The sequence below is a fragment of the Paraburkholderia sp. RHO2 genome (assembly GCF_050955445.1).
GTDB classification, from domain to species: domain Bacteria; phylum Actinomycetota; class Actinomycetes; order Mycobacteriales; family Mycobacteriaceae; genus Prescottella; species Prescottella agglutinans_A.
On record NZ_CP162617.1, the window covers coordinates 72012 to 92387 of the forward strand.

Below are 20376 nucleotides of genomic sequence, written 5' to 3' on the forward strand. Positions count from 1 at the left end.
CGATGTCAGTCGTCTCCTCGCCCTTCGCGGACATCCTGACCGACGAGAACCTCAGTTCCTCCGCGGTCGAACACTGCCTCGAACGCATCGCCGCCCGGGACCACGCGATCGGGGCGTGGGCCCACCTGGATCCCGATCTGGCGTTGGAGCAGGCCCGAGCCCGCGACGCCGAGCCGCGGCGCTCGGCACTGCACGGAATTCCGTTCGGCCTCAAGGACATCATCGAGACCGGTGACCAGCCGACCGGCTACGGGTCCGAGCTGTGGGAGGGATGGCGTCCGGATCGTGACGCCGAAGTGGTGCGGCGGCTGCGCCGGGACGGCGCGGTGATCCTCGGCAAGACGACCACCACCGAGTTCGCGACCTACCGTCCGACGCGGACCCGGAACCCGCACGGGCTGGAGCACACTCCCGGTGGCTCGTCGAGCGGGTCGGCGGCCGCGGTGGCGGACGGTCAGGTGCCGCTGGCGCTCGGTACGCAGACGGCCGGTTCGGTGCTGCGCCCGGGCTCGTTCTGCGGCGTGTTCACCCTGAAGCCGACCTACGGCCGGTGGCCGTTCGACGGCGTACTCCCCGTGGCGCTCACCTTCGACACCGTCGGCGGATTCGCGCGCCACCCCGCGTGGCTGGGTGCGCTGGACGAGTCCCTCGCCTCGGACGGCGTGCACACCCCGGACTCGGTGGTTCTGCCGGCGCTGCGCGATATGCGCGTGGGCGTGCTGCGCCCGCCGTGGGCCGACCGGGCGACCCCCGCCGCCGCGCGCATGCTCGAGGAATTCCGTTCGGGCATATCCGAAGTGGTGGCGGAGGTCCGGGACATCGAGGTGCCGGCGGAGCTGGCGGCACTCGACGACGCGCACACCCTGATCATGGCGGCCGAGGCGTCCGCGGCCCTCGCCGAGCGGATCCACCGTTCCCATCCGGAACGGATCAGCGACCAGTTGCACGCCTTCCTGTTCGCCGGACGCACCGCGCCGGCGAGCGACATCCAGCGGGCGCGTCGGGTACTGCGCTCCGCGCGAGCGTTCGTGGACCGGGCGTTCGCGGACGTGGACCTGCTGCTGACCCTTGCCGCGCCCGGGGAGGCGCCGGCGGGACTGACGAGCACCGGCGATCCCGTGTTCAACAAGTTGGCCAGCGTGAGCGGCTGCCCAGCGGTCGGGTTGCCCGCCGGGCGCGGCGTGCACGGACTGCCGCTCGGGATCCAGCTCATCGCGCCGGCGCACGCCGACCAGGCGTTGGTCCGGGTGGCCACCAGCCTCACCGACGGCGTCGGACTCGCGGCGCGTCCGCAAGTACCGGAGGAGGACGAACGTGACTGAGTCAGAGTCGGATACAGGGACGACCGCACGACTGCCGCTCGACGACGCGCGGCGGGAGATGTACGAGCGGGTGTGCGCGAAGCTGGATCCGGACCGGTTCCGTGACCTACTGGTCGACCTGATCGACATTCACAGCCCGACGGGCCAGGAGCGGGCCGCGTCCGAGTACATGGCGACCCACCTCCGGGACCGGGTGGGGATCGACGCGCGATACCAGCCGGTCTCGGAGCACACCGGCAACGCCGTCGGCGAACTGGCGGGCACGGGCGGGGGAAGCCGCCTGCTGTTGTACGCGCCCATCGACACCCACATCGATCCCGAGGCGGACGTGCCGTGGGTGGGGAAGTCGTTGCGCCCCGATATGATTCCCGAGGCGAGGGTCGACGGCGATCTCGTGATCGGACTGGGCGCGTCCAATCCGAAGTGCATGGTCGCCGGACTCACCGAGGTGATGAACGCGGTCGTCGACGCGGACATCCCACTGGTCGGCGACCTCGCGATCGGATTCGCCGGCGGCGGCATGCCGGTGACGATGAGCAACCGCGACCACGTGGGCATGAGCAGCGGCGTGTTCCACATGCTCACGCACGGCATGATGCCGGACCACGCGATCGTGCTGAAGCCGTGGTGGGCGGTGTACCCCGAGGAACCGGGAATGTGCTGGTTCAAGGTGTCGGTGCGCGGCACGTTCGGCTACGCGGGCATCACCCGCGGCACCGAGGGCTTCCGCTCCTCGATCGTCCCGGCCGCCACCGTGATCCAGGAGATCGAGCAGTGGCTGCCGGAGTACACCGCGCGGAACACATCGGGATCCACTCTGCCCGAGGGCTGGATCTCGGCCGTGCGCTCCGGCAGTCCGGACAAGCCGGCGTTCCCGTCGGCCACCACGGAGATCTACCTCGACGTCCGGGTCAATCCGCGCGTGACTCCCGCCGACGTCCGGCACCAGTTCGCGGAGATGATCGCCGGTGTGCGGCGGCGTCACCCGGACATCGAACTGGACTGGGAGATGTACGGGTCCCTCCCCGGCGGCATGACCGACACCGGGAACTGGATCATCCAGTCCTGCCGTCGCGGTTGGGAGGAGGTCGAGGGCCGGCCGTACGAGACGACGCCACTGCTCGGCGGCCAGACGGACGGCACCCTGATCCGTCGACTCGGAATCCCCTGTGCCCGAATTGGTTACCCGTGGCCGCCCGCGACGGCTCCCGACGAGCTGAACGAGGGGTTGGGCGGCATGGGCGTTGCATCGGTGTCCGACGTGATGATGGCGACCCGAGCGGTCGCGTACGCCGTCGTCGACACCCTCACTCGTACCAGAGAGGAACTCGAACTGTGAAGCGTGTCCTGAACATCGTGCCGGTACCGGTGCCGCCGGAGGCGTTGGACGCCTTCGCATCCCAGCTCTCCGGCGACTTCGTGCACCCGGCGTTCGAGAACGTCTTCGTGTCGGCCCGGGCGGGCGGCGGCGCGCTCGACAGCGCGTACGAGACGACCCTCGCGGATGCTTTCGTCCTCGACGCCGGCTGTCGGGCGGAGGAGCAGGGCTACGCGGGTGTGTGCGTCAACTCGATGAGCGATTCGGCGCTGGCGGCGCTTCGCTCGCGGTTGACGATCCCGGTCGTCGCGCCCAGCCAGGCCACGATGCTGCTCGCGTGCCTGCTCGGCAAGCGGTTCTCGGTCGTGACGATGTGGCCGCAGTGGCACGAGCTCTACCACAAGGCCGCCCGCGAGAACGGACTCACCGCGCGCCTGGCCTCGGTGCGGGACATCGGCGTCCGGCCGGACGCCGCCGAATTGTTGGCCGGCAAGGAAGAATTCGTCTTCGCCGCGCTCGAGCGCGAGGCCCGCGCGGCGGTGGAGGAGGACGGCGCCGACGTGATCGTCCTCGGCTCGACGACGATGCACCAGAGCCACGCCTACCTGTCGTCCGTGCTCGACGTCCCGGTGCTCAATCCCGGTGTCGTGGCCTACAAGATGTGCGAGATGCTCGTGCAGACCGGACTCGCGCACAGCAAGCGTGCCTACCCCTCGCCCGAACGAACACAGGACGACCTCCTGTCGGCCGTGGCGTCCGTCTTCCAGAGCTAGGAATCGACATGACAACCGAGAACAACCCCGAGATCGGGAAGAGTCTGCGGACCGGGTCCTTCGACACCAACTACCACGACGTCGGCAGCGGCGCCCCCGTGCTGCTGCTGCACGGCTCGGGTGCGGGCGTGTCGGCCTGGGCCAACTGGCGCGGCCTGATTCCGGTTCTGGCGCAGAACTTTCGAGTGATCGCACCCGACCTGGTGGGGTTCGGGTACACCTCGCTGCCGGAACCGGCGCGGTTCGAGATCTTCGATACCTGGATCGACCAGATCCTCGCGCTGCTCGACGGGCTGGACATCCCGAAGGTGCACGTGGTGGGCAACTCCTTCGGCGGCGGCCTGGCGCTGCACCTGGCGACTCGGTACCCGGACCGGCTGGGCCGGATCGTGCTGATGGGCGCCGGCGGTGTGAAATTCGACTTCACGCCGGAACTTGACGCGCTGTGGGGCTACACCCCGTCGGTCGAGAACATGAAGAAGATCATGGACATCATGGCGTACGACCGTTCCCTGGTCACCGACGAACTCGCCGAGCTGCGGTACCGCGCGACGACCCGCCCGGGCGCTCAGGAGGCGTTCGAGCAGGTGTTCCCCGAGCCGCGGCAGCGTCACCTCGACGCCCAGATCGTGCCCGACGACGAACTGGCGAAGATCGAACACGAGGTGCTGATCCTCCACGGCCGCGAGGACCGGGTGGTTCCGGTGGCGGCGTCCCAGCACATGTTCGACACCATCCCCAATTCGCAGCTGCACGTGTTCGGGAAGTGCGGTCACTGGACGCAGATCGAGCACGCGAACCGCTTCCAGCAGCTCGTCGGCCAGTTCCTCGGCGAGGAACTCGCGTGAGGGTCGCGATCATCGGCGCCGGCGTCGCGGGGCTGTCCTCGGCGAAGGTACTCGGGCAGTTCGGTTTCGACGTCACGGTGTACGACCGCACACCGGACGTCGGCGGCGTGTGGAGCGTGACGCGTCGCTATCCGGGGGTGACGACGCAGAACAACAAGGGCACCTATGCCTTCTCGGACTTCCCCATGCCGCGGGAGTACCCCGAGTGGCCCACCGGGGAGCAGGTGCAGCGGTACCTGGCCGGGTACGCCGAGCACTTCGGGCTGGAGTCGAACCTGCGTCTGGGCACCGAGGTGACCGCGGCCGTGCTCGACGAGGACAGCGGTGTCTGGTCGGTGACGTCGCGCGAGGTCGAGTCCGGCCGGGTCGACGAGCAGCAGTACGACCGACTCGTGATCGCGAACGGCATCTTCTGCGACCCCTTCGTGCCCCCGTATCCCGGTGTGGCGGACTACGAGCAGGCGGGCGGGCGGCTGTGCGCGGCGTCCGACTTCCACCGGCTCGAGGACGCCGCCGGCAAGGACGTGCTGGTGGTGGGGTACGGAAAGTCCGCGTGCGACGTCGCCGAGGCGCTCAGCGAGGTCTCCGCGTCGATGACGGTCGTGGCCCGCGAGGTCACCTGGAAGATGCCGCGCAAGCTCGGAAACGTACTGAACTACAAGTACATTCTGCTCACCCGTCTCAGTGAGGGGCTGTTCGAGCACATCGAGCAGCGGGGCTTCGGGCGGTTCCTCACCGGCCCCGGCCGCTTCCTGCGCAACGGACTGCTCGGCACCGTCCAAGCCGTCGCACAGAAGCAGTTGCTTCTCGACCGCGTCGGCTTGGTGCCCGAGGGCTCGTTCGAGCGGATCGTCCGGCATGCGGTGAGCCTGGCGACCGAGCAGTTCTACGAGAAGGTCGCGGACGGCACGATCGGGGTGCGGCGAGGAACGGTCATCTCCGCGCTGCACGAAAAGGACGGCAAGCCGGTCGCCGAGCTCAGCGACGGCACCGTGGTACCCGCGGACACGATCGTGTGCGCCACCGGATTCCAGCAGCGCGTGCCGTTCCTGTCGGACGAGATGCAGGACCGACTGACCGACGACGAGGGCAACTTCCTGCTGTACCGGCAGATTCTGCCGCTCGACGTGCCGAACCTGTACTTCGTCGGGTACGGCTCGTCGTTGTTCAGTCCCCTCAGCGCCGAGGCCGCCGCACTGTGGACGGCCGATCACATGCTCGGCGGCACGCAGTTGCCGCCGCTCGACGATCGACGCGCCTTCGTGCGGACCCGGCTGGACTGGATGATCGAGCGTAGCGAGGGCAAGTCGGCCCGAGGCACGAACATCATCCCGTTCTCGTTGCGGCAGGTCGACGAGGTGCTCGACGAGATCGACGCGAACGTCGGACCGCTCACGCGACTGTCGCAGTGGTTCCTGCCCGCGCGTCCCGCGTCCTACCAGCGGTCGACCCGCACCCTGCTGCGACGTCACGGCGTCGGCCGGGGATGACCCGGACGGAACCGTCGCGCGCTATCGCGTGCGGCGGTTCCGGCGCGAGGTGGCGATCCGTCCGGCCGCCCGCAGCACCTGCGGCGCCCGTCGGGCGGTACCCAGAACCAGCCGATCGATCATCTTCAGGTTCAACGGGTTTCGGGAGACGGTGCGGGTACCGTCTCCGGTCTCGGCGAGTGCGTACAGCCGCCAGTGTCCGGGGACGCCCTTGAGTGCGTGCTCACCGCGATCGGTGAAGCCCAGCCCGGAACCGACGACGAGGTCGCGGACAGTCCGCGAGACCAGCACCTCGCCGGGTGCGGCAGCCGCGCCGATGCGCGCGCCGACGTGCACGGTCATCCCGGTCAGTTCGATCCCGACTCCCTCGATCTCGCCGGTGTGCACACCGGCACGCACGCCGAGTCCCAGTTCCGCGGCCTGGCGGCACACCGTGCGGGCACAGCGGACAGCGGCGGCCGGCCCCTCGAACACGCTCAGCGTGCCGTCACCCGCGACGTTCACCAACCGCCCACCGGCCTTCTCGACCTCGTGGCGGACCTGGCGTTCGTGCGTGTCACGGAGGCCGCGGTATCGGCCGTCACCGATCCGTGCCAGTGTCTCGGTGGACCCGGCCACGTCGGTGAACAGCAACGAGGCGAGGTAGCGTTCGGCGTCGACGGGCCGTCGGTCCCCGGTGGCGACCACCTCGATGTGGTCGAGGACCGGGATCCAGCCCTCGCCCATCGACGTGCCGGGCGGCAACGGCGGCAGCACGTGCAGGGTGCCGTGCGGGATCGCGGCGGCGATCTGCCTCGAGGCGTCCAGCGGGACCGCGCTCCGCGCGGTGTGCAGAACGCGGGTGGGGCACTGGATCGAGGAGAGCGCGTCGAAGTAGTCGATGCGGAACAACCACTCGAGGTGCGCGCGGGCGGTGGCGGGGGTCGCCGAGCAGCGTTCGAGCAGCGCCATCAGTCGCCGATTGAACGGCGAGTCCTGGGTGGGGTCCCACATTGCGATGACCCCGCCCGAACCCCAGTCGTCGTAGACGGCCCGCCATCCGTCGACGAAGCGGTCCCGTGCCGCGACGGTCCAGCCTCGCGGCAGGTCCACGCCCTCCCGGAGGGCGCCTTCGACGAACGGTTGTTGGAACACCAGCCCGGTGACCCGGTCGGGGTCGCGGGCCGCGATCAGCGCGAGGGCACCGCAGGTGCTACCGATGCCGACGAGGGTGGCACGGCGTATCCGGACGGCGTTCATCACCGCGAGCACGTCGTCGGCCTGCTCCTCGAGCGTGGGGACGTGGTCGACGGGATCCGAGAGGCCGAAGCCACGGCGCTGGAAGTAGACCATCCGGCAGAAGGTCGCGGCGCGCTCGAAGACGTAGTGGATGTGGGGGTCGGTCCACATGAGATCGGGATGCAGGCCGATCTCGAGGAACAGGACCACGTCCGGGGTGTTCGTGCCCCCCTCGCCCACGACCTGGTATGCCAGCGCGTGTCCGTCACGCTCGACGTACCTCGTGCCAGGCGGGTACATGACCCAAGCGTAGCCGGGACCGTACTCGAATGCGTTGTCCGGCAGTGAGAATGCCGTCTTTGCGCGGTAGCCGTCGTGGCGCGTGAAGTCTCGGTAGGGTCGGGAGGGAGATCCCGCGTCGAACGGTCCGAATTGTCCGGCGGGTAACGGGTGGACGGAGGTACACCATGGCCGAGATGAGGGTGACCCCGACCGCGCTCACCGTCGGGCTGTCCCGTGGGGAGCAGATCGCGGGGTTGCACGGGAACATCACCGTCCCGCTCGCGCACGTCCGTGATGTCGACGTCGTCGCCGACGCGTTCGCGAACATCCGCGGCTGGCGTGCGCCGGGGCTGGCGATTCCCGGACGGGTCCGGATCGGCACGTGGCGCGGCGGGGGGCTGCGGACGTTCGCCGTCGCGCGCCGTGGTGTGCCCGCCGTGCGGGTGCACACCGTGGGTACCGCGGCGGGCGCGGACTTCGACCAGGTGATCGTCGGTACCGCGGACGCCACGGCGGACGCGCAGCGCGTCCGGGACGTGCTGGTGGCGGGCCGGCCCGAGTTCACCGAACGGGAGGTGACGTTCGAATCGGGCGACGGGACGACGATGGCCGGCACGCTCGCGGTGCCGAGCGGAGGAGAGCCCGGTCCGGTCGCACTGGTCGTGGGCGGTTCCGGCGAGATCGACCGGGACGGCGACCACCCCCGGATGCCGATCGGGATCAGTCGGGCGCTCGCGCACGCCCTGGCGCGGAACGGGGTGGCGTCGTTGCGGTACGACAAACGCGGCGTCGGCGCCTCGGGCGGGGACTTTATGACGGCGGGGTTCGACGACAACGTGGAGGACGCTGCTGCCGCGGTCGAATGGTTGGTCACGACAGGGGGATTCGCGAGGGACGCGGTCGCGGTCGTCGGGCACAGCGAGGGCGCGTGCCTGGCGATGTGCCTCGGGGCCCGCCGCGGCGGCACACCGGCGGCGGTGGTGCTGTTGGCGGGGCCCGCGGCGACCGGACGGGACGTGCTGCTGTGGCAGTCGGACAAGGCGGTCGAGGGGCTACCGCGCGCGGTGCGATGGATCCTGCGCGTGTTGCGCATCGACGTGCGGGCCAGGCAGCGCAAGGCCTTCGCCAAGCTGTCCCGCAGCGAGGGTGACGTCGCGCGATTCGGCGCGCGGAAGGTGAATGCGCGGTGGTTCCGGGAATTCCTGGACTTCGATCCGAAACCGCTTCTGAAGGAGAACTATTCGCCGGTTCTGGCGATCACCGGCGCGAAGGACATCCAGGTGGATCCGGACGATCTCGCGGTGATAGCCCGACTCGTCCCGGGCGAGGTGGACACCGTGCGGGTCCCGGATCTGACGCACCTGCTCCGGCGGGATCCGAACCCGCCGTCGCTGGGCGTGTACCGGAGGCTCGTGCGCGCCCCGGTGGACGCCGAGGTGCTGTCGCTGGTGGCCGACTGGACCGCCGGCCACCTGCGACGCGTCTGAGTCAGCGGACGACGACGCCGTCGTCGTCGCTGAAGACCGTCTCGCCCGGGTTGAAGGTGACGCCGCCGAAGGAGACGGGCACGTTCTTCTCGCCGGAGCCGGTCTGGGTGCTCTTGCGCGGGTTGGTGCCGAGCGCCTTGATGCCGATGTCGAGGGTGCGCAGGATCGCGGAGTCGCGCACCGCGCCGTTGACGATCACGCCCGCCCAGCCGTTGGAGACGCCGCGTCCGGCGATGATGTCGCCGACGAGGGCCGTGTGCACGCTGGCGTCGCCGTCGACGACCAGGACGCCGCCGTTGCCGGGCTCGCTGAGGGTCTGCTTGACCAGCAGGTTGTCCTGGAAGCACTTGATGGTGGTGATCGGGCCGGAGAACGCCGCCCGCGCACCGAACTGGATGAACTGGGTGTCGCAGCTGCGGATCTCCGGGCCGATCTCGTCGGCCAAGTCGGCGGTGGCCACCGGCTCGCTCATGGTTACTTCCCTTCGTCGGTTCCTCCGTACCTTAGTTGACCGTTCGGTAACTTGGCTGGTCAGCCGCGTCCGTGGCGCCGCTCGTAGTCGTCGCGGATCCACTCCGCGCGCCGCTGCGCCTTCTCGGCGACCAGCTCGGGATCGAGTCCGTGGCTCTGCAGCCGGTGCCGGCGGTACACCCGCATCAGCGCGATCGCGAAGTACACGAGCGGGATGAACAGCAGCGCCATCATCGCCAGCGGAATCCAGACCGGACCGGGGATGAGCAGGAACAACGCCAGGATCGGCAGCACCGGCACCGTGAACCGGATCAGGTAGCGCGCCGAGGCGCCGGGGCCTACGAGATCGTTGCGGACCCAGTCCTGCAGCGAAGGCGGCAGCGTCCGCCCGAACTGGTATCCCACGTACTGCCCGAAGGTGGGGCGTTGAGGTGCCGACATGGGTCCAGGGTAGAACGGGTGTCGGTGGGAAAATCCACCCGTACCGGCCCGAACAGTGTTGCGGTCACAGAATCGAACGTGCCGGGGCTCAGCCGTACAGTTCGGTGATGCGGTCGGCGAAGTTGTCGACCACCTTCTTGCGCTTGAGCTTCATGCTGGGGGTGATCTCGCCGTTCTCCACGGTGAGTTCGCGCTCGAGGATGGTGAACCGCTTGATCTGCTCCCAGCGGTTGAGGCCGGCGTTGAGCTGGTCCACGTAGGCGCTCATCATCGCGACGGTCGGTTCGGCAGTGGCGATCTCGCGCAGCGGCTTGTCGCCCATGCCGTTCTCGACTGCCCACTCGGAGACGGCCTCGCCGTCGAGGCTGATGAGGGCGACACAGTACGACTTGCCCTCGCCGCTCACGATGATCTCCCCGACGTACGGGCAGATGCCCTTGAACGTCGCAGAAATCGCGGACGGCGCCACGTACTTGCCGTTCGACGTCTTGAACATGTCCTTCTTGCGGTCGGTGATCCGGAGGAAGCCGTCGGCGTCGATCGTGCCGATGTCGCCGGTGTGGAACCAGCCGTCGGCGTCGAGCGACTCGGTCGTAGCCTCGGGATTGTGGTGATAGCCGCTCATCACGCCGGGACCCTTGATCAGGATCTCGCCGTCGCCGGCGATCTTCACGTCGGTGCCGGGGATGGGCCAGCCGACGGTCCCGAACCGGTACGCGGACGGCCGGTTCACCAGCGACGCGGCGCTGGTCTCGGTCAGCCCGTAGCCCTCGAGGATGACGATGCCGACGGCGTCGAACCATTGCGCCACAGAGCGATCCAGTGCCGCTGACCCAGAGATGAAGAACTTCAGTCGACCACCGAACCGGTCGCGGATCGTTCGAAACACCAGCCGGTCGGCGACGGCGTGCTGTGCCTTCTGCATGCGGGACAGCGGTTTTCCGGCCTGCCGTGCCTTGGACTCGGCGAGCCCGACGCCGATTGCCCAGTCGAAGATCTTCTTCTTGAGGCCGCCCTCGTCCTTGACCGTGCCGATGATCCGGGCGTACGCCTTCTCGAAGATGCGCGGCGCCGCACCCATGAAGGTCGGCCGCACGACCGCGAGGTTGTCGACGATCATGTCGACGCGCCCGTCGACGGCGGTGGCGAACCCGATCTGCAGTGGCAGGGTCAGCAGGATCTTGCCGAACACGTGGGACAGCGGTAGCCACAGGTACTGCAGGTCGTCGGCGTCGAGGATGCCGACCGCATCGATCGATGCGGCCTCGTACGTCCACGCCGAGTGCGGCAGCCGCACGCCTTTGGGCCGGCCAGTCGTGCCGGAGGTGTAGATGAGGGTGGCGAGGCTGTCCGGGGAGATGCCGGCGATGCGCTCGTCGACGGCGGTCGGGCGTTCGGCGAGCAGTCGGTCCCCGAGCCGTTCGAGTTCGTCGAAGCCGATCACCCACTCGTCGTCGGAGGGAGTGCCGTCGATCAGTACCACCCGCTGTACGTCGGGCAGTTCGTCGCGGTGCTCGCGGAGCTTGGCGAGCTGGGCCTCGTCCTCGGCGACGACGACGCGGCTGCCCGAGTTGGAGACGATGAAGGCGACGTCGGATGCCGTAGTAGTGGGATAGACGGTGGTGGTCGCGGCGCCGGCGCACATCACCGCGAGGTCGGCGAGCACCCACTCGTAGCGGGTGGCGGACGCGAGCGCGACGCGCTGCTCGGATTCGACGCCGAGCGCGATCAGGCCGGCGGCCAGCGTGCGGACCCGACGGCCCACCTCCGACCACGTGACGCTGGTCCACCCGTCGCCACTGGGATAACGGAAGGCCTCGGATTGTGGTGTCGCGGCTACCCGGTCGACGAACAGCTGAGCAACCGACGGCGCCCGCTCCTTGATCTTGGACCAGTCCACGACCTCGTCTGACGCGCGCGAAGCTGTCATGTTTCCGAGTCTAGGAACCCCGACGCAACCCCTGAACGGGAATTCACGGCACGGTTCGGTCTCGAAAGCGTGACGTGAATTCCCGTCCGGGCGGTGGTCAGCGGACGTCGCGCCGACGCAGCGCGGCGAGCCCGACGATCGTCAGGGCCGCGGCGATCAGCAGCAACCACACGACCGGCGCGGCCCGGAACTCGGCGCCCGGCAGGCGCGGCAGGTGCAGGAACGGCACGAGGTCGAGCAGCGGCTGGGGCAGGTCGGCGACCATGCCGAACACGTACAGCGCCATCATCGCACCGAAGACGCCCCACGCGGCGGGCGCGAACCGCGGCACTACCCCGAACATCGCGACGGCGATACCGGTCAGCAGCCACACACCGGGCAGCTGCACCAGCGCGGCGCCGAGGATGCGCGGCACCTGTCCACCGACGTCGTCGATGGAGGCCCCGTACGCGATCCCGGCCGCCACGCCGGCGACAGTGAGCGCGACGGCGGGGCCGGCGAGCGCGAACAGGATGTGGCTCATCGCCCACCGCGGCCGCGTGATCGCCGCCGCCAGCACGGACTCGGCGCGACCGGACTCCTCCTCGTCGTGCAATTGCAGTGTCGCGGAGATCGAGTATGCGCCGGCGACGAGCCCGAAGATGGTGAAGCCCAGGGCGATGAACGAGTCCTCGATCGCCTGCGCACCGCCGAGCCGCGCCAGTGCCTGCGTGACGGCCGTGCTGCCTCCCAGCTGATCGCTGACGCCGTGCGCGGCGCCGCCGATCACGAGCGCGAACACCGTCAGTCCCACGGTCCACGCGAGCAGCGGGCCGCGCTGCGAGCGCCACGCCAGCCCGATCGGACCGGAGAGCGACGGCGGCGACGTCGCCGGTCCGGGTCGTTCGGCGACGAGCCCGGCGCCCAGGTCGCGGCGCGCGAGCAATCGGTAGGCGCCGGCGACGAGTACGACGGTGGTGACGGCCGGCAGCAGCAGCACCCACCAACGTTCGTCGGCGTACGGGCGCACCTGCTGGGCCCAGCCGATCGGCGACAGCCACGACAGCGTCCCCGATCCGGCGTCGCCCACGGCGCGGAGCAGGAAGGCCACAGCGAGCACCGCGAACGCGAGGCCACGAGCCAGACGGGCGCCGGTACTCACCTGAGCGGCGACCGCGGCGACGCCGGCGAACACCGCACCCGCGCCCAGCACGGCCGCACCGAACGCGACCGCGCCGGTGCCGCCGATGCCGATCGCGATCAGCCCAGCGGCGCCCAGCACGGCGCTGATCGTGGTCCCGATGCCGGCCACCAACAGCGCGGCGGTGAGCCCCGCGTACCGGCCGACCGCCGTCGAGTCGAGCAGTTCCGTGCGGCCAGTCTCCTCCTCGGTGCGGGTGTGCCGGACGAGCGTGAGGATGACGGCGACGGCGACGAACGTGAACAGGTAACCGGCGCGCCACGTCGTCAATGCGCCGACGCTGGAGCCGAAGATCGGTCCCACCAAAGCGATTTCGGACTTCAAGCTCGCGGTGGACGTCGCGAAGGCGTCGAGCTGACTCTGGGTGGTGTACAGCCCCATGATCGCCTTGCCGTAGACGATCGGCAGCAGGCCGACGGTGATCGACCACAGCGGCAGGATCACCCGGTCGCGTCGCAGCGCCAGCCGCAGCAGCGCTCCGGTGCCGGTGAGCGGCGAGGACGCCGGTGCCGCCGGATGGACGACGGTCGGCGCCGCGGTGGTGGTCATACCGGAACCTCCTCCGAGAGTTCGTAGTGCCGCAGGAACAGCTCCTCGAGGGTCGGCGGTGTGCTGACGAGGCTGCGCACGCCGGTGTCGCCGAGCGTGCGGATCAGCGCGCCCAGGCTGTCGGCGTCCACCTGGCAGTGCAGCGTGCTGCCGTCCATCCGGACGTCCTCGACACCGGGAATCCGGGTGAGATCGCCCGGGTCACCGGTGAGTTCGGCCGTGATCGACGTGCGGCTCAGGTGACGCATCGACGCGATGGAACCGCTCTCGACCGCCTTCCCGGCCCGGATGATGGTCACCTTCTCGCACAGCGCCTCGACTTCGGACAGGATGTGGCTCGACAGCAGCACCGTCACGCCACGGGCCCCGGCCTCGGCGATGCAGTCGCGGAAAACCTTCTCCATCAACGGATCCAGACCCGACGTGGGCTCGTCTAGCAGCAGCAGCCGGGCGCGGGACGAGAACGCCGAGATCACCGCTACCTTCTGCCGGTTGCCCTTCGAGTACGAGCGCGCCTTCTTGTGCGGGTCGAGGTCGAAACGCTCGATCAGGTCGGCGCGCCGATCAGGGTCGAGGCCGCCGCGCATCCGGGCCAGCAGGTCGATGATCTCCCCGCCGGTCAGCGACGGCCACAACGTCACGTCGCCGGGCACGTACGCGACGTCGCGGTGCAGGTCGACGGCATCGCGCCACGCGTCCCGGCCGAACACCGTCGCGGTGCCGCCGTTCGCGCGCAGCAGGCCGAGCAGCACCCGGATGGTGGTGGACTTGCCGGCCCCGTTGGGACCGAGGAACCCGTGCACCTCGCCCTCGCCGACCGTCAGATCCAGGCCGTCGAGCGCCCGGGTGGTCCCGAACGACTTCTGAAGCTTGTCGACTTCGATGATCGTGGTCATGCCCTCTCCTCGGGAGGTGGGTGGTGGCCCCTTGTCGAGCTGAAGGGACCCTTTGTGCGCTGCCAGAAGCTGAAGGGTCCCTTCAGCTGTCGCCGGTGTAGGCGTCGAGCATCGCCGAATCGGTGAACAGTCCCTCGGTGTAGACCTCGAGGGCGGGGAGCATGACCTCGTCGGTCATCTCCCGAATCGCGCGGGCGTAGTCGACGGAGCCGTCGGGTTCGGCGTGCATCTGCAGGTACAGCAGCGTCGCGCCGAGGCTGTTCGTCGCGAGGTAGCGGGCCCGCGCGGACGGGTCGCGACTGGGCCGCACCCGTCCCTCGACGACCGCGGCCTCGAGGTACTCCTCGACCCCGGCGACCATGTGCTCGAACAGCGAGACGGCCAGTTCGCCGCCCGCCTGGAAGGACCGCACCAGGTACGCGACCAGCGGCGCGTACTGCTCGACCGCGCTCAGCGACGCCAGCATCCGGGCCGGGTTCTGTGTGGTCAGCACGTCGCGTTTCTCGGTGACGATGACGGCGAGGACGTGCTCGTCGCACACTGCCCGCAGGCCCTGCTTGGACCCGAAGTGGTGGTTGACGAGCCCGGGGGAGACGCCCGCCGCCGTCGCGACCGCGCGCACGCCGGCCCCGAAGCCCTGCTCGCCGAACACGCGGATGGCGGCCTCGCGGATTCGGGCCCGGGTATTCAGGTCCTGATCGGGGGGAACAGCCATGGCTGAACGCATGTTCAAAATGCTACGCGCGCGTTCAACGCAGCGACAGGGTCGCGGGCCCGTCCTTACGGCATCTTGACGGCGCCACCGGTGCGACGGTGCCGAGCGGGCGGTCAGAACCGCACGGTGAACACCACGTGCCGGTCGTCGCGGGCCGCGCGCTCGAAGAAGTCCATCACTTCCTGCAGCCAATCCCAGGCGTATGCGCGTTCGTCAGCGCCGTACTCGGGGTTGCGATCGTCGAGCGGCATCGCGTCGTAGCCCGCGCCGAACTTGGATTCGGTGATGCCGGCCAGGTACGCGGCAACTTCGGCGACCCGGCCGGGCGCCAGGTAGGTGATCAATTGGTCGTCGGTGTCGGTGTTGAGGTCCTCGTCGCCCAGGATCACGCCGTACGCCGGCCAGTTCTCGGGCGCGCGCTGGTACCCGGCACTGGAGAGCGAACACAGGATCGGGTCCCACGCCTTGTCGGTGTCGCACGAGAACTCGGAGCGCCCCATCTCTTCGATGTCCCGAGCCACCGCGCCGAGTCTGCCGTCGTCGCCACGAGCGTCGAGAAGTTCCGCCGCCACGCGGTCGGAAAGCGCGAAGTGCACTCCGAGTTCCATGGGGTCACGCTAGCGGTGCGATCTTCGCGACTGTGCAACGGTCGCACGGGAATCTCGACGGCGAAACCGCACAAGGATTTCGGCCCCGTCAAACGCTCGACTGTGTTAGCTTCCCGAACGAATGGACCCGTGATCCGGGTCACTGCACAGTGAGGATGGACCTACGTGACGCTGAACATCGCCGACCTGTACGAAGCCGTCACGGACGCGATCCCCGATCGGGTGCCGGTGGTGTGCGGGGACGAGCGTCGCAGCTACATCGAGCTGGACCGGCGAGCCAACCGGCTCGCGCACCATCTCGAGTCGGTCGGGGTGCAGCCCGGCGGGCACGTCGCGATCCACATGCGCAACCGCATGGAGTACGTCGAAGCGCTGTTGGCGTGCATGAAGATCCGGGCCGTTCCCATCAACGTCAACTTCCGCTACACCGATGCCGAGTTGGTGTACCTCTACACGAACTCCGACAGCGTCGTGCTGATCGTCGAGAACGAGTATCTGGCACCGGCCGGGGCCGCGCTGCCGCAGGCGCCGGGGATCGGACACGTCCTCGTCGTCGGTGAGCACGCGGGTCTGCCCGCCGGGTACGACGGCGTGACGGTCGCCGACTACGAGGACGCCCTCGCGACGCAGTCCGACGGGCGCGGTTTCGGGCCGCGCAGTGCGGACGACCACTTCGTGATCTACACCGGCGGCACCACCGGCATGCCGAAGGGCGTCGTGTGGCGGCACGAGGACTTCTACTACGCGGCCCTGTCCGGTGGGAACATCGGTGGCTCGCCCCGACATTCGGTCGAGGAGGTCGTGGCCGGCGCCGTCGCCAACACCGATCCGCAGGTCTACCTGCTGATCCCGCCGCTCATGCACGGCGCGGCCATCTACTCGCTGCTCACCGCGTTCTTCATGGGGGCCCCACGCGTGCTCACCCGCACCTTCGACCCCGTCGAGGTGCTGCGCCTGATCGAGGCCGAGAAGATCAGCGGCATCACCGTGGTCGGGGACGCCATCGCCCGCCCCATCGCGGAGGCGATCCGCGAGCGCGGCGACCGCTACGACCTGAGCTCGCTGAAGCTGATGGGCTCCGGTGGTGCACTGTTCTCGCCGAAGCTCAAGGACGAACTGCGCGAGATGGTTCCGGGTCTGGTCATCAAGGACGCCTTCGGCGCGTCGGAGACGGGCAACGACGGCATCGTGGAGTTCGGCGACGACGGCACCAAGCGAATCCGGTCCAATCCCAACATGATCCTCGTGGACGAGAAGTTCCGGCCGATCGAGCCGGGTTCCGACGAGGTGGGCTACCTGGCGCGCAAGGGGCACGTCCCGGTCGCGTACTACAACGACGAGGCCAAGACCGCCGCGACGTTCCCGGTGGTCGACGGGGTGCGGATGGCGGTCCTCGGTGACATGGGGCGGATGGAGGCGGACGGCACCATCGCGCTCCTCGGTCGCGGCTCGACGTGCATCAATTCCGGGGGCGAGAAGGTGTATCCGGAGGAGGTGGAGCAGGCGCTCAAGACGCACCCGGCGGTGCTCGACGCGCTGGTCGCCGGGGCGCCCGACGTCCGGTTCGGTGAGAAGGTGGCGGCGGTCGTCCAGTTGCGGCCCGGCTTCGCCGACGCCGACGCCGCCGAGATCGCCGAGCACTGCCGCACCCACGTCGCGGGCTACAAGATCCCGCGGTCGGTGGTCGTCGTCCCGGCCATCCGGCGCTCGCCGAGCGGCAAGGCCGACTACCGCTGGGCGAAGGAGGTCGTCTCGGCCGTCTGAGCCAGGACTTTCCTGTTCCTCCACGCGTCGGATTGTGGACAAGCGTCCAATTGTTTGTTGAAATGAGTCGCTTCGAGCGTATCTCGACCACCGTCTCGGCAGCCCTTGTTTTCCGTACAGCCCACTGGAGGAACGAGTTGCGTAGGACGGCAGGCTGGATGGCCCCACGATCATCCGCAGATCCGACGTGACCTACACGGCGGGCGCGGTGACCCTCGGGAATTACCGTGCGGTGCTGACCCATTCCGCCGTCCAGTAGACCGATTCCTCCCCGGTGACGGCGCGGTCACACGCCCGCCACCAGGCATCCACGAAGGGTGTGTTCCATGCGTTCTGTTCTGCGGCAGTTGCTCGCGCTGCTGGCCTTGGTCGCGTCGATCGTTGCGGCGTCCACGACGGTCGCCCACGCCGATCCTGTCCTCACCACGAGTGCGGACAGCTCCATCGGAGTCCGACTACTGGATCCTTCGCCGGGGGAGGGTTTCCCGTCGCTGAACCACATCTTCGACGACGTGCAGCCCGGCCGCGACATCCGTCAGCGCGTGGAGGTCTCGAACGACACGGTCCAGGCCCGGGCCATCGAGGTGTACGCCGGCGCGGCGACGATGCGGAGTGGTCAGTTCACGGTCCAGGACCGGGGGACGACCAACCGCCTCACCGGCTGGACGAGCGTGGACAAGCAGACCTTCTCGCTCGCACCCGGCGCGAAAGCCGTGGTGACCGTGACGATCACCGTCCCGGCGGATGCACCCGCCGGGACCCAGTACGGGGTCCTGTGGGTGCAGGCCGCCGGCGACGGCTCCGGACTGATGACGGCATCCCGCGTCGGCGTCCGCATGTATCCGACGGTGGTTCCCCCGACCGGCAAGACCGCCGACTTCACGATCTCCGGACTCGCCGGCGAACGTGATTCCGCCGGCCGCGCGGTCGTCGTGGCCGACGTCCGCAACACCGGCACCTGGGCGCTCGAGGTCGACGGCGAGCTGACCCTCGTCGGTCCGCAGGGCGTCGCTCTCGGCCCGTTGTACCCGGCGGCGACGACCGTCGCGCCGGGCGCCGTCGGCAAGGTGCGGTTCCTCGTTCCCGACAGCGTCGATCTGCCGGCCGGGCCGTGGCAGGCCGCGACGACGATGCGCAGCGGCGCGATCACGCGCACCTACTCCGGCACGGTCGAGTTCCCGGCGGCAGCGACCGGCGGTGGCTCTCTGGGATCGCTCGGAGGCTTCGGAAGTCTCGGATCGTGATCCCTGTGACGGCAGCCACCGACGGGGTAGGTTGTGTGTAACTCGAAATCTACTCACCAGTAGGAGTACGAACATGCCTGCTCCGTCCGCGGCGACATTCGCCCGCCTCGCCGGTCTCATCGCGATCCCCGACGCGGCGGCCCGGCCGACGCGTCCGGTGCTCGAGGCCTTCACCGGGCGCGAACTCGCGACCGTCCCGGTCGGCACCGCGGCCGACGCGATCTCGGCGGTCGAGCGGGCCCGCGTGGCCCAGAAGGCGTGGGAGCAGCGGTCGCCCGCCGAACGCGCCCAGATCTTCCTGCGCTACCGCGACCTGGTCCTCGAGCACCGCGACGCGCTGATGGACATGGCGCAGGCCGAGACCGGCAAGTCCCGGGCGTCGGCGCAGGAGGAAGTCCTCGACATTGCGATGACCTCCCGCCACTACGCACGCCTGGCCCCGAAGCTTCTGCGCCCCAGGCGTGTCCAAGGCATGCTGCCGGGGCTCACCAAGACCGTCGTCCGGCATCACGCGAAGGGTGTCGTCGGCGTCATCTCGCCGTGGAACTACCCGATGACGCTCGCGGTGTCCGACGCGATCGCGGCGCTGCTCGCGGGCAATGCCGTGGTGATCAAGCCGGACAGCCAGACCCCGTACTGCGCGCTCGCGTGCGTCGAGCTGCTGTACCAGGCGGGCCTGCCGCGCGACCTGTTCGCCGTCGTGCCCGGGCCCGGCTCGGTGGTCGGCACCGCGCTCGTCGAGCACACCGACTACCTGATGTTCACCGGTTCCACCGCCACCGGGCGGCTGCTGGCCGAGCAGGCCGCACGTCGCCTGATCGGGTTCTCGGCCGAGCTGGGTGGCAAGAACCCGATGATCGTCGCGGCGGGAGCGAACCTCCGCGAGGTGAGCGACGCCGCGGTGCGCGCGTGCTTCTCGAACTCCGGCCAGCTGTGCATCTCGGTCGAGCGGATCTACGTCGAGGAGGCGATCGCGCCCGAGTTCATCCGCATGTTCGGCGAGCGGGTGCGCAACATCAGCCTGGCCCCCGGCTACGAGTTCGGCATCGAGATGGGCAGCCTCGTCTCCGAGGATCAGGTGAAGACCGTCTCCGGGCACGTCGACGACGCGATCGCCAAGGGCGCCACCGTGGTCGCCGGCGGCAAGGCGCGTCCCGATCTGGGTCCGCTGTTCTACGAGCCGACCGTGCTCACCGACGTCACCCCCGAGATGGAGTGCTACGCGAACGAGACATTCGGTCCGCTCGTCTCGATCTACCCGGTCGCCGACGTGGAGGAGGCGATCGCCCGCGCCAACGACACCGAGTACGGGCTCAACGCGAGTGTGTGGGCCGGCAGCAAGGCCGAGGGCGAGGCCATCGCGGCCCGGGTCATGGCCGGCACCGTGAACGTCGACGAGGGCTACGCCCCGACATGGGGCAGCACCGCCGCCCCGATGGGCGGCATGGGCGTGTCCGGCGTCGGTCGTCGGCACGGCGACGACGGCCTGCTCAAGTACACGGAGGCGCAGACCGTCGCAACCACCCGCGTGCTCAACCTCGGTGGCCCGCGGTGGCTTCCGGCCAAGGTGTGGGCCAAGATCCTGCCGCCGTTCGTCAAGGCGATGCAGTACCTGCCGGGGCGCTGACCCGGCTCGATCCCCTGAACCGACCGAGAACGGGCGTCGTGCGCATCACGCGTACGGCGCCCGTTCGTCGTCGGGTATGCAGACCACCTTTCGGGGAACCGGTCGCACCCGCTGATCTCGCCGCGTGAGCGAAGCCGCGTGGGTGTGATGATCGCGTTCCGTGGCGGCTCCGCGGTCTCGCCGACGCAAATTCGTCCGAAAGTTGGATTTGCC

17 protein-coding genes are annotated in these 20376 nt (G+C 69.3%); 9 read left to right on the plus strand and 8 right to left on the minus strand.

The genetic code is table 11. The features are described 5' to 3' along the window. The first annotated feature begins 2 nt into the window (after positions 1-2). The 5 genes from ABTV10_RS00310 to ABTV10_RS00330 are packed head-to-tail and all read left to right on the plus strand — an operon-like array spanning position 3 to position 5751. Positions 3-1322 carry an amidase gene (locus ABTV10_RS00310; RefSeq protein WP_499035245.1) on the plus strand — a complete coding sequence of 440 codons (1320 nt, stop codon included), beginning with the start codon at positions 3-5 and terminating at the stop codon, positions 1320-1322. After that, positions 1315-2661, plus strand: coding sequence for a M20 family metallopeptidase (locus ABTV10_RS00315; RefSeq protein ID WP_499031747.1), 1347 nt, complete (start codon positions 1315-1317; stop codon positions 2659-2661). The genes ABTV10_RS00310 and ABTV10_RS00315 overlap by 8 nt, the downstream gene beginning before the upstream one ends. After that, a complete protein-coding gene (locus ABTV10_RS00320; protein ID WP_433608831.1) occupies positions 2658-3413 on the plus strand; it encodes an aspartate/glutamate racemase family protein in 756 nt (251 codons plus the stop codon). Before ABTV10_RS00315 ends, ABTV10_RS00320 begins: the two co-directional genes overlap by 4 nt. 8 nt (positions 3414-3421) lie before the next feature. Next, positions 3422-4261: an alpha/beta fold hydrolase gene (locus ABTV10_RS00325; protein WP_433608833.1), complete on the plus strand. Its 840-nt coding sequence runs from the start codon at positions 3422-3424 to the stop codon at positions 4259-4261. Further along, the gene (locus ABTV10_RS00330; protein ID WP_499031749.1) at positions 4258-5751 is read left to right on the plus strand and encodes a flavin-containing monooxygenase; all 1494 of its coding nucleotides are present in this window, start codon (positions 4258-4260) and stop codon (positions 5749-5751) included. Before ABTV10_RS00325 ends, ABTV10_RS00330 begins: the two co-directional genes overlap by 4 nt. 21 nt (positions 5752-5772) lie before the next feature. Here ABTV10_RS00330 and ABTV10_RS00335 read toward each other — a convergent pair whose 3' ends face one another. After that, positions 5773-7269, minus strand: coding sequence for an adenylate/guanylate cyclase domain-containing protein (locus ABTV10_RS00335; RefSeq protein WP_499031752.1), 1497 nt, complete (start codon positions 7267-7269; stop codon positions 5773-5775). A 167-nt stretch (positions 7270-7436) separates the two neighbouring features. Between ABTV10_RS00335 and ABTV10_RS00340 the strand changes: the two genes are divergently transcribed. Then, entirely contained in the window at positions 7437-8738 is a 1302-nt protein-coding gene (locus tag ABTV10_RS00340) for an alpha/beta hydrolase family protein (protein ID WP_499031755.1), read from the plus strand. 1 nt (position 8739) lies between these two features. Here ABTV10_RS00340 and rraA read toward each other — a convergent pair whose 3' ends face one another. The 7 genes from rraA to ABTV10_RS00375 form a co-directional block, all read right to left on the minus strand. After that, positions 8740-9210, minus strand: coding sequence for a ribonuclease E activity regulator RraA (rraA, locus tag ABTV10_RS00345; RefSeq protein WP_430334976.1), 471 nt, complete (start codon positions 9208-9210; stop codon positions 8740-8742). A 59-nt stretch (positions 9211-9269) separates the two neighbouring features. Beyond that, positions 9270-9650: a DUF5313 family protein gene (locus ABTV10_RS00350; RefSeq protein WP_433608840.1), complete on the minus strand. Its 381-nt coding sequence runs from the start codon at positions 9648-9650 to the stop codon at positions 9270-9272. Between the two features lie 88 nt (positions 9651-9738). Then, positions 9739-11580 carry an AMP-dependent synthetase/ligase gene (locus ABTV10_RS00355; protein WP_499031759.1) on the minus strand — a complete coding sequence of 614 codons (1842 nt, stop codon included), beginning with the start codon at positions 11578-11580 and terminating at the stop codon, positions 9739-9741. Between the two features lie 97 nt (positions 11581-11677). After that, positions 11678-13309, minus strand: coding sequence for an ABC transporter permease (locus ABTV10_RS00360; protein WP_499031761.1), 1632 nt, complete (start codon positions 13307-13309; stop codon positions 11678-11680). Beyond that, positions 13306-14205 carry an ABC transporter ATP-binding protein gene (locus ABTV10_RS00365; protein WP_499031763.1) on the minus strand — a complete coding sequence of 300 codons (900 nt, stop codon included), beginning with the start codon at positions 14203-14205 and terminating at the stop codon, positions 13306-13308. Before ABTV10_RS00365 ends, ABTV10_RS00360 begins: the two co-directional genes overlap by 4 nt. An 82-nt stretch (positions 14206-14287) precedes the next feature. Beyond that, the gene (locus ABTV10_RS00370; protein ID WP_499031765.1) at positions 14288-14932 is read right to left on the minus strand and encodes a TetR/AcrR family transcriptional regulator; all 645 of its coding nucleotides are present in this window, start codon (positions 14930-14932) and stop codon (positions 14288-14290) included. Positions 14933-15033: 101 nt separating this feature from the next. Next, a complete protein-coding gene (locus ABTV10_RS00375; protein WP_499031767.1) occupies positions 15034-15528 on the minus strand; it encodes a DUF1877 family protein in 495 nt (164 codons plus the stop codon). Between the two features lie 165 nt (positions 15529-15693). Between ABTV10_RS00375 and ABTV10_RS00380 the strand changes: the two genes are divergently transcribed. The 3 genes from ABTV10_RS00380 to ABTV10_RS00390 all read left to right on the plus strand — a co-directional run bounded on the left by ABTV10_RS00380 (position 15694) and on the right by ABTV10_RS00390 (position 20163). Then, positions 15694-17292: an acyl-CoA synthetase gene (locus ABTV10_RS00380; RefSeq protein ID WP_499031769.1), complete on the plus strand. Its 1599-nt coding sequence runs from the start codon at positions 15694-15696 to the stop codon at positions 17290-17292. 326 nt (positions 17293-17618) lie between these two features. Next, the gene (locus ABTV10_RS00385; RefSeq protein WP_499031771.1) at positions 17619-18536 is read left to right on the plus strand and encodes a hypothetical protein; all 918 of its coding nucleotides are present in this window, start codon (positions 17619-17621) and stop codon (positions 18534-18536) included. Then, a complete protein-coding gene (locus ABTV10_RS00390; RefSeq protein ID WP_499031774.1) occupies positions 18490-20163 on the plus strand; it encodes a succinic semialdehyde dehydrogenase in 1674 nt (557 codons plus the stop codon). The genes ABTV10_RS00385 and ABTV10_RS00390 overlap by 47 nt, the downstream gene beginning before the upstream one ends. Positions 20164-20376 lie beyond the last annotated feature (213 nt).